This window comes from Enterobacter cloacae complex sp. Mu1197 (genome assembly GCF_040059225.1).
Classification (GTDB): Bacteria; Pseudomonadota; Gammaproteobacteria; order Enterobacterales; family Enterobacteriaceae; genus Enterobacter; species Enterobacter quasiroggenkampii.
Window position 1 is genome coordinate 612,257 of sequence record NZ_CP157375.1, and the last position, 14,226, is coordinate 626,482.

Here is a 14,226-nt window from a genome sequence, read left to right on the forward strand (position 1 = left end):
AACCTCCCGCTGCGCTATTTCAGCAGCTTATCCAGCATGTTGATATCGCTGTTATTGTGCAGATGCGGCACCGTCCAGCCGTGTTGGTCGTATTCGGACATGCAGCGGTCGACCATCGCCATCATCTTGTCCATATTGCCGGAGCTCTGCGCCTGGCGCAGACACTGCAGGCGAATCTCATCCTGGCTGCCGGAGTAGTTAATTTCGTACAGCTCGTGACGGCCGCCAAACTCGCTGCCGATGGCATCCCACATCAGTTTCAAAATCTTGATGCGTTCGACGTGATCCATGCCGTTGGAGCCGCGCACGTATTTCGCCAGATACTGGTCGATCTGCGGGTTGTTCAGGTCCCGGGCGCTGGACGGCAGGTAGATCAGCCCGGAGGTGACGTTACGCTCGATGATGTTCTTGATCTTCGCGTAGGCCATTGGGGCCATCACGCGGTAGGTCTGCAGCGCGGCATGATCCGGCAGATACGCGCCGTTGACCCATGGCGTGGCTTCGGAACACATGGAGTCGCTCAGCGCCCAGAACATGTTGCGCCAGGCCACCACTTCGCCGAGATCCGCCTGCACGCCGCGGAACTCCAGGGTGCCGGTGCACTCCAGGGATTTCTTCAGCAGGGCGGTGATGAAGTCGAGCTTCACCGCCAGGCGCACACAGGCCTGTAGCGGGTACATGCGGGCGAAACCGCCTTCCATCGTCCAGCGACGGCAGCGGTCGAAATCGCGGTAGATCAGCACGTTTTCCCACGGGATCAGCACGTGATCCATCACCAGGATGGCATCGTTCTCGTCAAAGCGGCTGGAGAGCGGATAGTCGTACGGGGATCCGGTTGCGCCTGCCACCATCTCGTAGGAGGCGCGGGAGATCAGCTTCACGCCCTCGGCATCCATCGGCGCGACGAACATCAGCGCGAAGTCCGGGTTTTCGCCCATCACCTGCGCGGATCCAAAGCCGATCATGTTGTAGTGGGTCAGGGCAGAGTTGGTCGCCACCACTTTCGCGCCGCTGACGATAATCCCGGCGTCGGTCTCTTTCTCCAGCTTGATGTAGACGTCTTTTACCTCGTCCGCTGGCTTGTGGCGGTCGATCGGCGGGTTAACGATGGCGTGGTTGAAGTACAGGCCGGTTTCCTGAATGCGGGTGTACCAGTTCCGGGCGTTCTGCTCGAACTGGCCGTAGAAGGCCGGGTTGGCGCCCAGCGCACAACCGAACGCGGCTTTATAGTCCGGCGTGCGGCCCATCCAGCCGTAGCTCAGGCGCGACCACTCGGCGATGGCATCGCGCTGCTGGCGCAGGTCGTCGGCGCTTTTCGCCACGCGGAAGAACTTGTGGGTGTAGCCGCCGCTGCCGGTGTCGGTGCCCCAGCACAGCGTGTCCTGCATGTCCGGCTTGTGCAGCGCGTCGTACATCTGCGCGATGGAGGCCGCCGCATTGCGAAATGCCGGATGGGTGGTGACGTCTTTGACGCGCTCGCCGTAGATATAAATCTCACGACCGTCCTGCAGGCTTTTTAAATACTCTTCACCGGTTAACGGACGTTTGGCATCAGCGCGGAAATCTTCAGGCTTCATAGGGACCTCGTATCGGAATAGTGTTGTTAAATTTATGTTTTGTTTTTGTTGTTTAATTGAAGCCTGAGAGGGACGTAACGTGAAGGGACGTTTGGGACAACGACGGGTACTTTTCGGGTGGGATGTGGTTTTGTGATCTGTGCGGCTTTTCGGCGGGTGGCGCTGCGCTTACCCGCCCTACGAACCGTGATGCGTTCAGGAAACCGGTACTTTCTGCGCCCGATACGCGCTGGGCGAGCACCCCACTAAGCGGTTAAAAAAGCGGGCGAAATAGGCCGGATCTTTGAACCCCAGCTGCCAGGCGATCTCGCTGACGGTGCTGTCGGAGAAGAGCAGCAGGCGCCTGGCCTCCCGCAGCTGGCGGTCGAAGATCAGGCGTTTTGGCGGGCGGTTGGCGAAGCGGCGGCAGATATCGGTCAGGCGGGATTCGGTCAGGTGTAGCTCGCTGGCGTATTCCGGCACCGTCCAGTGCTGGTGGTAGTGGGTGTCGATCAGCTGGGTAAACCGCTGGAACAGCTTCAGCTCGCCGCGCATGCCGCCTGAGGCGTGGTCGTCGAGCTTCGCGTTGCGCAGCAGCAGGGTAAACACCGCCTGCGCCAGCAGGACCAGGGTATGCTCGCGCCCGGGCAGCTGCTCCGTGGATTCCCGGGCAATCAGCTGCCAGTAGTGCTTCAGCGCCGCCAGCTCGTCCGGCCTGTCGGCAAGCGAGAGGCAGATCCCCGGCAGGCCAAACGCCTCCCGCGTGCCGGGGTAGAGCACCTCCAGCAGCGGCCAGATCAGATCCTCGCGCACCGTCAGCACGTGGCCGTCGCTGTCGGATTCGGTGATAAACGCGTGCGGCACCGACGGCGGGGTAAGGACAAACAGCGGCGCCTGCACCGAATAGCGGTGATCGTCGAGCTGGAGCTCAATTTGCCCGGTATCGAGAAAGTGCATCTGAAAGTACTGGTCGTGACGATGCGCCTGCATGTCGCGGCCAAAAAAGGCCGCCATGCGGGCGAACGACTGGTAGTGCACATCGTCGGTGCCCAGACTTTCGTCGTACTCCTTGCTGATATCAATGTTGGCGATAGGGTTCTGGCACATGATCGTTCCTCTGTTGATCCCGCTGCGTCATCGGGATACGCGTCAGCACCAGCGCGCCGACCACCAGCAGCCCGGCCACAAACCACAGCCCCGAGCTGAAGCTGCCGGTCGCGTCGCGCAGGATCCCAATCAGCAGCGGGCTGACGGCGGAGCCGACGTTGCCGATGGCGTTGATCACCGCCAGCGCCACCGCGCGGGACTGCAGGCTAATAACCCGATCCGGCGTGGTCCAGAATATCGCCATGGCGGTAAACGATCCGGTTGAGGCCATGATGATGCCAAGCAGCTGGATCAGGCTGTGATCCGTCGCGGAGGCCAGCATCCATCCCGCCGCGGCGAACAGGTACGGCAGGATGGTGTGCTTTTTTCGCTCTTTCAGCCTGTCGGAACGGCGGCTCCACCAGATCATCCCGAGGATAGTGCAGAACTGCGGGATCGCCGCCAGCAGGCCGATGACGATGTTGCTGCTGCCCGTGTTGAAGCTTTGTAGGATCTGCGGCGTCCAGATGTTGATCGCACTCAGCGTATTGGTCAGGCAGAAGTAGGCCAGCGTGTAGAGCAGCACCGCCGGGGTCAGCACCTCGCGCAGCGTGGAACGCGGCGTGACGGATTGGGCAATCGCGACCTCCTGCTCGCGGGCGATCATCGTTTTGAGCGCCTGCTTTTCGTCCTCATCCAGCCAGGTGGCCTGGTCCGGCGTGTCGTTGAGGTAAAACCAGGTCACCACGCCGAGCACCACTGACGGCAGCCCTTCCAGCAGGAACAGCCACTGCCAACCCTTGAGGTTCCACAGTCCGTCCATCGCCAGAATGTAGCCGGAGAGGATCGAGCCGAGCATCATGGTGACCGGCATAGCAATCATAAACAGCGCGTTGGCGCGGGCGCGGTGATAGGCCGGGAACCACCAGGTGAGATAGACCAGAATACCCGGCAGAAAACCGGCTTCGGCAATGCCCACCAGCATGCGCAGGACGTAGAGAGTCTCGGGGCTGGTGGCGAACATGGTGCAGGTAGAGGCAATACCCCATACCACCATGATCCCGGCGATCCAGCGGCGTGCGCCGATCTTCGCCAGCATGATGTTGCTCGGGATGCCGCACAGTACGTAGGTGACGTAAAACAGCGTCGCGGCCAGGCCAAACATGGTTGACGTGAGGCCCAGATCTTTACCCATTGTCAGCCCGGCGAAGCCGATGTTGATGCGATCGAGGAACGAGAAGACAAACAGGATAAAGAGAAAGACGATCAGGCGTCGGAACAGCTTGTGAATGACGCGGTGTTCAACAGCTTTATTATCATGGGTTTGCAGGGTAGAGGTCGTCATGGTGCGCTCCAGATCTTACGTTTAGTAGACGGATTTATTGTTATGAACTGACGTAACCGGTGTTTCGATAAAGCGTGCCGCCAGCGCTTCCGCGCCGCGGGCAAGCAGGGTAGTGTCGACCCCGACGGCAACAAACAGCGCGCCGAGCTCAAGATAGCGTTTTGCCAGCGGTTCATTCGCCATCAGGATGCCGGGAGCTTTACCGGCAGCGCGTATCTGCGCGATCGCCTGCTCAATGGCGGCCTGCACCTCCGGGTGCTGAGGATTGCCGGCAAAGCCCATGTCGGCGCTCAGATCCGCCGGGCCGATAAACACGCCGTCGACGCCTTCCACGTCCAGGATCTGCGGCAGGTTTTTCAGCGCCTCGCGGGTTTCAATCTGCACCAGCACGCACATGGCGTCGTTGGCCTGCTGCAGGTAATCGGGAATGCGGTTCCAGCGCGACGCGCGCGCCAGGGCGCTGCCCACCCCGCGAATGCCCGCAGGCGGGTAGCGGGTGGCTCGTACCGCCAGCCGCGCTTCGTCGGCGTTTTGCACCATCGGCACCAGCAGGGTTTGCGCACCCACGTCCAGCAGCTGTTTGATCTGCACAGGGTCGTTCCACGACGGGCGGACCACCGGCTGGCTCGGATAAGGGGCGATAGCCTGCAGCTGGGTTAAAACGGTCTGGACGCTGTTCGGCGCGTGCTCGCCGTCGATCAGCAGCCAGTCGAAGCCTGCTCCGGCCAGCAGCTCGGCGCTGTAGCTGCTGGTCAGCCCCAGCCATAATCCAATTTGCGGACGGCCTGCTTTTAGCGCCGCTTTAAATGCGTTTTGCATCGTGCTCTCCTAGACAAAGCGGCAGCTGATGGAGCCCATGTTGCCGTAATCGACGTGGAAGGTGTCGCCTCTGCTGGCGGGCACCGGGCGGGTAAACGAGCCGCCGAGAATGATTTGGCCAGGCTCAAGCTGCACGTCGTACGGCGCAAGCTTGTTGGCCAGCCACGCCACGCCGTTGGCCGGGTGGTTCAGGACGCCTGCGGCCACGCCGGTCTCTTCGATCACGCCGTTGCGGTAGAGCAGGGCGGAGATCCAGCGCAGGTCCAGCTCGTCGGGCTTAATCGGACGGCCGCCGAGGATCACGCCCGCGTTGGCGGCGTTATCGGAGATGGTGTCGAAGACCTTGCGCGGACGCTGGGTCTCCGGGTCGACGTTGTGGCAGCGGGCGTCGATCAGCTCCAGCGCGGGGATGACGTAATCCGTGGCGTTATAGACGTCGAAGATCGTGCAGTTCGGGCCGCGCAGCGGTTTTGCCAGCACGAACGCCAGCTCCACTTCAATGCGCGGGACGATAAAGCGATCGACGGGAATGTCGCTGCCGTCATGGAAGAACATGTCGTCCAGCAGCGCGCCGTAGTCCGGCTCGCTGATCTGCGAGCTGGCCTGCATCGCTTTGGAGGTGAGGCCGATCTTGTGGCCCTTCAGCACGCGGCCTTCGGCGATCTTCAGGCTCACCCATTCGCGCTGGACGGCGTAGGCATCTTCAATCGTAATCTCCGGATAGTCCAGCGAGATCGCGCGGATCTGCTCCCGGGACTGTTCCGCCTGATGCAGACGATGGGCGATCAGGGCATGGGTGTGTTTATCGAGCATGGCGTATCCTTTATGCGGCTGTTGCCGGGTGGCGCTGCGCTTACCCGGCCTACGTTCGAGCCGTTGTAGGCCCGGTAAGCGAAGCGTCACCGGGCGGAAAAGATGTCTACTTAAACAACGCGTGCACGTTGTTCTGTTTGTAATTAAGCGTCGGGTGCAGCTCGTCGAGCTCAAACGACAGCGCCAGGTAGCGGCTCGCCATCAGCTCCGCGAAGTGCGCTTTGATAAGCCCAAACAGCATCTCCCCCACGGCTTCCCGGCTCTCCAGACTGCGCCCCGCGCCAATCTTCAGCGTCATATGGACAAAGGCGTAATCGTGCTTGCCGTCGGCCATCTGCCAGGTGTCCAGCCAGTGGGCGCGGCTGCGGATACCGCCGATAGGGAAGATGCCCGTGGCGGCGAGCGCCTCGTTCACTTTGGCGAACAGCCCCGGCAGGTCGGCCTGCTCGCGGATGCTGTCGGTACATTCAGCAATAAAGTGCGGCATGGTGGCTCCTTAGGCGGGCAGGGGGAAAACGGCGTTGACCTGGCCGGTGCCGGAGCTGGCGAACAGCTCGGTGAGAAACTCCACCTTGCCGTCGTATTTGTCCCAGCCGAGCATGCCCAGCAGCATCACCGTGTCGTGCATATTGCCTTCGCCGTAGCAGTAGTCGGCGTACTCCGGCAGCATGCTGCAGAATTCTTTGAACTGACCCTCTCGCCACAGCTTCACCACGCGCTCGTCCATCTGGCGGTCGAACTCGCGGGTGTAGCTGTTCATCCCTTCTTCCGCGCGCTGGTCGTCGATAAAGCGGTGCGACAGCGAGCCGCTGGCGAGCACCGCCACGGTGCCGTCGTATTTTTCAATGGCGCTGACGATGGCCTCGCCCAGCCTGCGGCTGTCGGCGAAGTCGTGAACCGTGCAGAACGCCGAGATGGAGACCACTTTGAAGTGCTTATCCGCGTTCATGTAGCGCATTGGCACCAGCGTGCCGTACTCGAGCTTCAGGCTCGGAATGTTGTGCGCTTTGGCGCGCACGCCAAGCTTCACCGCCTCGTCGGCAATCAACTGGCCGAGTTCCGGGTTGCCGTCGTAGTCGTAAGTCATGTCGCGGATAAAGTGCGGCAGCTCGTTGCTGGTGTAGACGCCCGAAAAATGGTCCGCACAGTTGATGTGGTAGGCGCTATTCACCAGCCAGTGGGTGTCGAAGACGATAATGGTATCGACGCCCAGCTCCCGGCAGCGCTTGCTGATCTCTTTATGTCCGTCGATAGCGCCCTGGCGGCAGCCGTGGTTTTTACCCGGCAGCTCGGAGAGATACATCGACGGCACGTGGGTGATTTTTGCCGCTAACGCTAATTTACCCATTTTCAGATCCCCCACTTTGGAATCGGATGGTCGCCCATGGAGATGCAGACGTTCTTCATCTCCGCGAACACCTCGAAGCTGTACTCGCCGCCCTCGCGGCCGGTGCCGGAGGCCTTCACGCCGCCAAACGGCTGGCGCAGGTCGCGCACGTTCTGGGTGTTGACGAACACCATGCCCGCTTCGATATTGCGTGCCAGACGGAGTACCTTGCTGACGTCCTGGGTCCAGATGTACGACGCCAGGCCGTACTCCACGTCGTTGGCCAGGCGCAGCCCTTCCGCTTCGTCCTTGAACGGCAGCAGGCAGGCTACCGGCCCGAAGATCTCCTCCTGCGCCACGCGCATGCGGTTATCAACATCCGCCAGCACGGTCGGGCGCAGGAAGTTGCCGCCTTTCAGGTGTGCAGGCAGATCGACCGGTTTGTCCGGGCCGCCCGCCAGCAGGGTTGCGCCTTCCTCGATGCCGAGGCGGATATAGCCGGAGACTTTTTCCCAGTGCTGCTGGCTAATCAGCGCGCCAATCTGGGTATTCGGATCGGTCGGGTCGCCCACGCGCAGGCGGTTGGCGCGCTCGGCAAAGCGCTTGACGAATTCCGGGTAGATGCTCTGCTGGATGAAGATGCGCGAGCCCGCGGTGCAGCGCTCGCCGTTGATGGAGAAGATGGTGAACAGGGCGGCGTCCAGCGCGCGCTCGATATCCGCGTCTTCAAAAATCAGTACCGGGGATTTGCCGCCCAGCTCCATGGAGTACTTCTTCAGCCCGGCGTTTTTCATGATGTTGCGCCCGGTGGCGGTGCCGCCGGTGAAAGAGACGGCGCGCACGTCGTGATGCCGCACCAGCGCATCGCCTGCCGTCGCGCCGTAGCCCTGAACGACGTTCAGCACGCCCGCCGGAATACCCGCTTCGAGGGCCAGTTCGCCCAGACGGTCGGCGGTCAGCGGGGAGAGCTCGGACATCTTCAGCACCGCTGTATTACCTAAGGCCAGACAGGGCGCGACCTTCCAGGTGGCGGTCATAAACGGCACGTTCCACGGCGACACCAGCGCGCAGACGCCCACCGGCTGCACCAGGGTGTAGTTGAGCATCTTGTCGTCAACCGGGTAGGTCTTGCCGTTCATTTGCTGGCACACCTCGGCGAAAAATTCGAAGTTGTGCGAGGCACGCGGGATCAGCACGTTTTTGGTCTGGTGGATCGGCAGCCCGGTATCGGCGGTTTCCATGGCGGCGATCTCCGGGACGTTCTGGTCGATCAGATCGCCCAGACGACGCATCAGGCGCGCGCGCTCCTTCATCGGCAGGTTGGCCCACTTCGGAAACGCCTCTTTGGCGGCGGCAACGGCCTGATGGATTTCGGCTTCACCGCCGGAGGCCACTTCAGCCAGGACCTCGCCGGAGGCCGGGTTAGTGGTGTGGAAGTAGTCGCTGCCCGCGACGTTTTTACCGTTGATCCAATGGTTAATCTTTTTCATTTTGCCGTCTCCTCACTCACAATTCGGTTCACCAGGCGTCCCACGCCTTCCACTTCCACCACCACCTCATCGCCCGGCACCACGTCGGAGAGCCCCTTCGGCGTGCCGGTGGCAATCATGTCGCCCGGCTGCAGGGTCATAAAGTCGCTCAGGTACGCAATCAGGTACGGGATGCTGAAGATCAGATCCGCCGTGGTGCCTTCCTGACGCAGCTCGCCGTTCACGAAGGTGCGCAGGGCTAGGTTGTGCGGGTCGGGAATGGCCTCTTTTGGCACGATGTTTGGGGAGATGGGGGTCAGCCCGTCGCGGCTTTTCACCCGCAGGTTCGGGCGGTAGTAGTTTTCGAGATAGTCACGAATGGCGTAGTCGTTGCAGACCGTATAGCCCGCAACATAGTCCATCGCCTCGGCTTCGCTCACCTTACGCGCCGTTTTGCCGATGACCACCACCAGCTCCGCTTCATAGTGCATGTACTCGACGTTGTTCGGGCGCACCGAGGTCTGGTTGTCGCCGTTGAAGGTGTTCGGCGCTTTGATAAAGACCAGCGGCTCGGTGGGCGGCTTGAAGTCCAGCTCGCTGGCGTGATCGGCATAGTTCAGACCGAGGGCAAACAGCGTGGCGTGCGGCGGCGTGCGGTGTGTGTTAGCGACGTCGCGTTCATCCACCACCGGGTTTTCCAGCGGCGGAAACCCCTCCGCCAGAATACGCACGCGATCGCCCGGGCGGATCTCAACGCGGCTGTGCGGGGTACCGAGCAGGATCGCATCGCCGGGATTAAGGGTGGCGAACTCGCTCAGGGCGCTCAGCAGTTCGGCAGCGTTACGCTGCAGATCGGCGGTGTTCCAGTGGTCCGCTTCGCGGCCGTTGATCTCGGTGATGATGGTCAGGTTGTCCACGTGATCAACGGCGACCGGTTCGCCAAGCGGGCAGAATCCGTCCCGGCATTTGGCCTTGATGGCCGGGCGGTAGAAGCTCTCTTCCGGCAGGCTCACCTCGTTGGCGAGCGCGTATCCCGCAATATATTCCGCGGCGTCCTCCACGCGCACCTTGCTGGCGGTTTTGCCCACGACCAGCGCCACCGTGGCGCCGCTCAGCACCGTTTCCCCCTGCGGGAACGGAATGGGCTCGCCCGCGCGAATCACGGTGTTATGCGGTTTGATAAACCACACCGCCGTTTTCGGCGGCGTGTTGTAGGGGGCTTTTTCAAACGCCTCACGCCAGGCTTCGCGCTGGCTTTGATGGTTGAGGGCGACAGCAAAAACGGTACCTTTCATTCACATACTCCTCAGGCCGGAGGTCCGGTTTGGATTTCATTAATATGTTAATGATCTGGTTTTATGCTTTTGCTGTTTATTTCGCAATCAGAAGTGAAAAATTTGTGATATGAATAACAATAAATTTACATATCCTTTTTTATGTATAGTAAAATCAGGTGGTTAATAAAATTAATGGGTTTCTGTTAGACTTTTTGGCAGAAAACGTGTTGTTTATAAAAACATCTTTTAGTGTTTGTTTACTTGTTAATGATGTGAAGGGAACAGGCTATGCATGATTCATTAACCATCGCGCTGCTGCAGGCGCGGGAAGCGGCGATGTCCTACTTCCGCCCGATTGTGAAGCGCCATAATCTGACCGAGCAGCAGTGGCGTATTGTGCGCGTGCTGGCTGAACATCCGTCGATGGATTTTCACGATCTGGCGTTTCGCACCTGCATTTTGCGCCCGAGCCTGACCGGCATTCTGACGCGCATGGAGCGCGACGGCCTGGTGCTGCGCTTAAAGCCGGTGAACGACCAGCGCAAGCTGTACGTCTCGCTGACCAAAGAGGGCAATGCGCTGTATGAGCACGCCCAGGCGCAGGTGGAAGAGGCGTATCAGCAGATTGAGGCGGAATATACGCCGGAGAAGATGAAGCAGCTGACGGCGCTGCTGGAAGAGTTTATTGAACTCGGAAACCGTCATAACGCAGCGCGGGATGAAGAGTAAAAACCACAAATTCCAGGATGAATTTCGTAAAGTTTTCCCTTTCCAGGCCGAAAATTCTGTATCTGTCTGAGGAAAGAGAAAACATGTTAAACCGTATCAAGATTGTCACCAGCTTAATGCTGGTTTTAGCGATATTTGGCCTTTTACAACTCACATCCGGTGGTCTTTTCTTTAATGCTCTGAAGAATGACAAAGAGAATTTCACCGTCCTGCAAACCATTCGCCAGCAACAGTCCACGCTGAATGCCAGCTGGGTAGCGTTGCTGCAAACCCGTAATACCCTGAACCGCGCGGGCATCCGCTACATGATGGATCAGAGCAATATCGGCAGCGGCGCGACCGTGAACGATTTGATGCAAATCGCGTCTGCGTCTCTGAAACAGGCGGAAAAAAACTGGGCTGCCTACGAAGCCCTGCCGCGCGATCCGCGTCAAAGCGATGCGGATGCCATGGAGATCAAGCGTAACTATGATATTTACCACGGCGCGCTGGCGGAGCTGATCCAGCTGCTGGGCGCGGGCAAAATCAACGCCTTCTTCGACCAGCCGACCCAGAGTTACCAGGACGGTTTTGAGAAGCAGTACGTGAGCTACCTGCAGCAGAACGACAAGCTGTACCAGATGGCGGTCGAAGACAGCAACAGCTCCTACAGCCAGGCTATCTGGGTGCTGATCAGCGTCCTGATTGCCGTGCTGGTGGTGATCGTGGCCGTCTGGCTGAACATCAAGCAGACGCTGATCTCCCCGCTGAATCGTCTGATCGACAACATTCGCCATATCGCCAGCGGCGACCTGGTGAAGCGTATTGAAGTTCAGGGCACCAACGAGATGGGTGAACTGGCCGACTCGCTGCGCCATATGCAGGGCGAGCTGGTGCGTACCGTTGGCGACGTGCGTAACGGCGCGAATGCGATCTACAGCGGCGCGAGTGAAATCGCGATGGGCAACAACGACCTCTCCTCCCGTACTGAACAGCAGGCCGCTTCCCTGGAAGAGACCGCTGCCAGCATGGAGCAACTGACGGCGACCGTTAAGCAGAACGCCGAGAACGCCCGTCAGGCGAGCCATCTTGCCCTGAGCGCCTCCGAAACCGCGCAGAAAGGCGGCAAAGTGGTGGATAACGTGGTGCAGACCATGCGCGATATCGCGGGCAGTTCGCAGAAAATTGCCGACATTATCAGCGTGATCGACGGCATTGCTTTCCAGACCAACATCCTGGCACTGAACGCGGCGGTAGAAGCGGCGCGTGCGGGCGAGCAGGGCCGCGGTTTTGCGGTGGTAGCAGGTGAAGTGCGTAACCTGGCCCAGCGCAGCGCCCAGGCGGCACGCGAGATCAAGAGCCTGATTGAAGACTCTGTGGGTCGTGTGGAAGTGGGGTCAACGCTGGTCGAAAGCGCCGGTGAAACCATGGGTGAGATCGTGAATGCGGTCACCCGCGTCACGGACATCATGGGCGAAATCGCCTCTGCGTCTGACGAGCAGAGCCGCGGTATCGACCAGGTCGGTCTGGCGGTGGCAGAGATGGATCGCGTGACCCAGCAGAACGCCTCGCTGGTGGAAGAGTCTGCCGCAGCGGCAGCCGCACTGGAAGAGCAGGCAAGCCGTCTGACGCAGGCCGTGGCGGTGTTCCGCATTCAGCAGGAGCAGATGAAAGCGCGCGAATTCGCTGCTGCGAAATCCGTTGCAGCACCGGCGATGGCGCGTAAAACGGTTACCGCTGATGCAGGTGATAACTGGGAAACGTTCTAACGCCGTATGTTGTGCCGGGTGGCGGCTGCGCCTTACCCGGCCTACGGTTCGTGGTTTTGCCGGGTGGCGGCTGCGCCTTACCCGGCCTGCGGTTCGTGGTTTTGCCGGGTGGCGGCTACGCCTTACCCGGCCTACGGTTCAGGGTTTTGTAGGCCCGCTAAGCGCAGCGCCGCCGGGCGATATTACAGAGGCAGGCGCATGGCGCAGCGCGTTTCATACGCGAAACCGTGCGCTGTCTCTTCTTCCCTTTTCTGACGCAGTTCAGGCGTCAGGGTCGTCATTTTTTCAAACCCCAGCCGCGCATAGAACGGCGCATTCCACGGGACGTCCCTGAACGTCGTCAGCGTCAGCGCTGTCAGCCCCCTGTTACGGGCATGGTCTGCCACGCAGGCGATGAGCTGCCTGCCGATCCCTTTTCCCTGCCAGTCCAGATCAACCGAGAGTTCGACAATAAACAGTGATGACGGATGGGCTTCGGCAAGGATAAATCCGACGGGGTAGTCGTTTGCCAGCGCCAGCCAGCTTAGCCCGCGTTCGACATAGCCGAGGTGTTGCTCAGCGGAAATGACCTCGCCGTCGGCAAGCCAGGCGAGTGCCGGGAAGTCACGGAAGCGCCCGGCCGCCGCGCGTTCAATGGCGGACAGGGCAGCAACGTCGTTGCGGGTGGTGGGGCGAATGCGAATAGTCATGGCGGCAAGTATAACCTGACCCGTCGACATTATTCCGAGCAGATCAGCACCGGCGAATAGAAATTGCTGATCACCAGCGCGTCTTCCGGCGTGCGCTCGATCGTCAGAAGCCTTTTATTGCCCAGCGTCAGGCCGGCAACGTATTTTTCAAAGACCCCGGGCGGCATGGCGTCATGGCTAAAACGCTCCACTTTTTGAATAGCGATCTCATACAGTTCGCCCTCCACGTGACGCCATTTAAACATCTCCTGGCGGGAAACCTCCCAGCTGCGCGGGGCATTCACCACGCTGCCGTTAACCGTGATGTACCCCGTTTTGTCGGGATGAAAACGCATAATGATCTCACCGTCAAAGGTGAAATCGTGACTGTCGCGCCGGTCGGAGAAGGTCAGGTTTCCGTCACAGGCCACCGACAGCGGGGGCGTGTGAAAGTACCACGCCAGCACGGTGCCCAGCAGCAGCAGGTTGAGGATCAGGATTAGCCAAACTTTTTTGTGTCTCATATCACCACTCGTAATAGTAAAGCGTACGACAGGCGCTGGCTTTACCCTGCGTGAGGGAACATTGGGAGAGCACCAGCCGCCCTTCGTGGCCGTAGAAAAGCGTTCTCTGAATGTGCATGTAGAAAATTGAATTTTTCAGGCACGGAAGATGGCCGTCCTTCTGTAGCGTTTGCGCCAGCGCAATCGCCTTCCCGTGAAACACGTCCGCCAGCGGCGTAAAGGTGTAGACCGGACAGGTGCCAATGTGCGTCAGCAGATGGATCTCCCGCTGTGAATTTTCCGGCTTGATGAGCGCGATCCAGAGGCATAGCGCAACGACGACCAGCGTGAGCGCGCCGCAGAACAGCCCTTCCGGGCGAACGCGCCATGCAGGTTTCGCCGTTTCGGCGGTCGGCGGAGCCTCCTCCAGCGGAGTGACCGTGACGTCTGCGTTGAGCATAAAGCCCGTTTTCGGTACGGTAACGATAAACAGCGCGTCGGGAAGCAGGGTCGCCAGCATCTTGCGAAGAATGCTGATGTACTGGTTTAAGGAGTTGTTAGACCCCTGGAGCCCTCGCCGATCCCAGACTTCCTGGAGAAAGGTTTCCCGTTCAACCACGTTCCCATGATGCTGAACCAGCAGCTTCATGATGGTATTGGCCGTACAGGTGAGGAACTGCGCATCATCGTCCGGCGCATTGATAAGAGAAACAGAACCGTCCTCGTCGTTGTAGACGATGGCGTCAGCAAGCAGGTATTTCATAAGTTCTTGTAATAAAAACAGAGATAAAAAATAAAAAGAGAAGGCCTACGCCTTCCGGGCTGCATTGCTGGCTATTTTAACGCCACTGTTACCGATAACATTGATCCAGGCAGGATTTTGGGT

At 59.9% G+C, this 14,226-nt stretch carries 14 protein-coding genes; 2 read left to right on the plus strand and 12 right to left on the minus strand.

The features are described 5' to 3' along the window. Positions 1 to 14: 14 nt before the first annotated feature. The 9 genes from hpaB to hpaG form a co-directional block, all read right to left on the minus strand. Positions 15 to 1,577, minus strand: coding sequence for a 4-hydroxyphenylacetate 3-monooxygenase, oxygenase component (hpaB, locus tag ABFV38_RS02865; RefSeq protein WP_014168483.1), 1,563 nt, complete (start codon positions 1,575 to 1,577; stop codon positions 15 to 17). 195 nt (positions 1,578 to 1,772) lie between these two features. Then, entirely contained in the window at positions 1,773 to 2,663 is an 891-nt protein-coding gene (gene hpaA / locus ABFV38_RS02870; protein WP_044597194.1) for a 4-hydroxyphenylacetate catabolism regulatory protein HpaA, read from the minus strand. Then, positions 2,635 to 3,987 (minus strand): 4-hydroxyphenylacetate permease, encoded by a 1,353-nt coding sequence (hpaX, locus tag ABFV38_RS02875; RefSeq protein ID WP_063622611.1) that lies wholly within the window; start codon positions 3,985 to 3,987, stop codon positions 2,635 to 2,637. The genes hpaA and hpaX overlap by 29 nt, the downstream gene beginning before the upstream one ends. Before the next feature lie 21 nt (positions 3,988 to 4,008). Beyond that, entirely contained in the window at positions 4,009 to 4,806 is a 798-nt protein-coding gene (gene hpaI, locus ABFV38_RS02880) for a 4-hydroxy-2-oxoheptanedioate aldolase (protein WP_045907712.1), read from the minus strand. A gap of 9 nt (positions 4,807 to 4,815) precedes the next feature. After that, positions 4,816 to 5,619, minus strand: a complete 804-nt coding sequence (gene hpaH / locus ABFV38_RS02885) for a 2-oxo-hept-4-ene-1,7-dioate hydratase (protein ID WP_348958441.1) — start codon at positions 5,617 to 5,619, stop codon at positions 4,816 to 4,818. A 106-nt stretch (positions 5,620 to 5,725) separates the two neighbouring features. Then, positions 5,726 to 6,106, minus strand: a complete 381-nt coding sequence (locus ABFV38_RS02890; protein WP_348958443.1) for a 5-carboxymethyl-2-hydroxymuconate Delta-isomerase — start codon at positions 6,104 to 6,106, stop codon at positions 5,726 to 5,728. A 9-nt stretch (positions 6,107 to 6,115) separates the two neighbouring features. Next, entirely contained in the window at positions 6,116 to 6,967 is an 852-nt protein-coding gene (hpaD, locus tag ABFV38_RS02895) for a 3,4-dihydroxyphenylacetate 2,3-dioxygenase (RefSeq protein WP_014830538.1), read from the minus strand. Positions 6,968 to 6,969: 2 nt separating this feature from the next. Beyond that, the gene (gene hpaE / locus ABFV38_RS02900) at positions 6,970 to 8,436 is read right to left on the minus strand and encodes a 5-carboxymethyl-2-hydroxymuconate semialdehyde dehydrogenase (protein WP_048225537.1); all 1,467 of its coding nucleotides are present in this window, start codon (positions 8,434 to 8,436) and stop codon (positions 6,970 to 6,972) included. Next, positions 8,433 to 9,710 carry a 4-hydroxyphenylacetate degradation bifunctional isomerase/decarboxylase gene (hpaG, locus tag ABFV38_RS02905; protein WP_248222529.1) on the minus strand — a complete coding sequence of 426 codons (1,278 nt, stop codon included), beginning with the start codon at positions 9,708 to 9,710 and terminating at the stop codon, positions 8,433 to 8,435. Before hpaG ends, hpaE begins: the two co-directional genes overlap by 4 nt. 270 nt (positions 9,711 to 9,980) lie before the next feature. On the opposite strand from hpaG, the gene hpaR reads away from it, so the two are divergent. Beyond that, positions 9,981 to 10,421: a homoprotocatechuate degradation operon regulator HpaR gene (hpaR, locus tag ABFV38_RS02910; protein WP_045907716.1), complete on the plus strand. Its 441-nt coding sequence runs from the start codon at positions 9,981 to 9,983 to the stop codon at positions 10,419 to 10,421. Positions 10,422 to 10,504: 83 nt separating this feature from the next. Next, positions 10,505 to 12,169: a methyl-accepting chemotaxis protein gene (gene tsr, locus ABFV38_RS02915; RefSeq protein WP_348958447.1), complete on the plus strand. Its 1,665-nt coding sequence runs from the start codon at positions 10,505 to 10,507 to the stop codon at positions 12,167 to 12,169. Positions 12,170 to 12,351: 182 nt separating this feature from the next. Here tsr and ABFV38_RS02920 read toward each other — a convergent pair whose 3' ends face one another. From ABFV38_RS02920 to ABFV38_RS02930, 3 genes are read right to left on the minus strand one after another with little or no spacing between them, the layout of a single operon-like run. Next, a complete protein-coding gene (locus ABFV38_RS02920; RefSeq protein ID WP_235402630.1) occupies positions 12,352 to 12,858 on the minus strand; it encodes a GNAT family N-acetyltransferase in 507 nt (168 codons plus the stop codon). A 29-nt stretch (positions 12,859 to 12,887) separates the two neighbouring features. Next, on the minus strand, positions 12,888 to 13,361 hold the full coding sequence (locus tag ABFV38_RS02925; RefSeq protein WP_045907717.1) for a hypothetical protein: 474 nt from the start codon (positions 13,359 to 13,361) through the stop codon (positions 12,888 to 12,890). Position 13,362: 1 nt separating this feature from the next. Continuing rightward, entirely contained in the window at positions 13,363 to 14,103 is a 741-nt protein-coding gene (locus ABFV38_RS02930; RefSeq protein ID WP_348958450.1) for a winged helix-turn-helix domain-containing protein, read from the minus strand. Positions 14,104 to 14,226: the final 123 nt, after the last annotated feature.

Excerpts from the sequence above, each read along its gene's own strand:
- hpaB (WP_014168483.1), bottom strand. The coding sequence starts at position 1,577 with ATGAAGCCTGAAGATTTCCGCGCTGATGCCAAACGTCCGTTAACCGGT.
- hpaA (WP_044597194.1), bottom strand. The coding sequence starts at position 2,663 with ATGTGCCAGAACCCTATCGCCAACATTGATATCAGCAAGGAGTACGAC.
- hpaX (WP_063622611.1), bottom strand. The coding sequence starts at position 3,987 with ATGACGACCTCTACCCTGCAAACCCATGATAATAAAGCTGTTGAACAC.
- hpaI (WP_045907712.1), bottom strand. The coding sequence starts at position 4,806 with ATGCAAAACGCATTTAAAGCGGCGCTAAAAGCAGGCCGTCCGCAAATT.
- hpaH (WP_348958441.1), bottom strand. The coding sequence starts at position 5,619 with ATGCTCGATAAACACACCCATGCCCTGATCGCCCATCGTCTGCATCAG.
- ABFV38_RS02890 (WP_348958443.1), bottom strand. The coding sequence starts at position 6,106 with ATGCCGCACTTTATTGCTGAATGTACCGACAGCATCCGCGAGCAGGCC.
- hpaD (WP_014830538.1), bottom strand. The coding sequence starts at position 6,967 with ATGGGTAAATTAGCGTTAGCGGCAAAAATCACCCACGTGCCGTCGATG.
- hpaE (WP_048225537.1), bottom strand. The coding sequence starts at position 8,436 with ATGAAAAAGATTAACCATTGGATCAACGGTAAAAACGTCGCGGGCAGC.
- hpaG (WP_248222529.1), bottom strand. The coding sequence starts at position 9,710 with ATGAAAGGTACCGTTTTTGCTGTCGCCCTCAACCATCAAAGCCAGCGC.
- hpaR (WP_045907716.1), top strand. The coding sequence starts at position 9,981 with ATGCATGATTCATTAACCATCGCGCTGCTGCAGGCGCGGGAAGCGGCG.
- tsr (WP_348958447.1), top strand. The coding sequence starts at position 10,505 with ATGTTAAACCGTATCAAGATTGTCACCAGCTTAATGCTGGTTTTAGCG.
- ABFV38_RS02920 (WP_235402630.1), bottom strand. The coding sequence starts at position 12,858 with ATGACTATTCGCATTCGCCCCACCACCCGCAACGACGTTGCTGCCCTG.
- ABFV38_RS02925 (WP_045907717.1), bottom strand. The coding sequence starts at position 13,361 with ATGAGACACAAAAAAGTTTGGCTAATCCTGATCCTCAACCTGCTGCTG.
- ABFV38_RS02930 (WP_348958450.1), bottom strand. The coding sequence starts at position 14,103 with ATGAAATACCTGCTTGCTGACGCCATCGTCTACAACGACGAGGACGGT.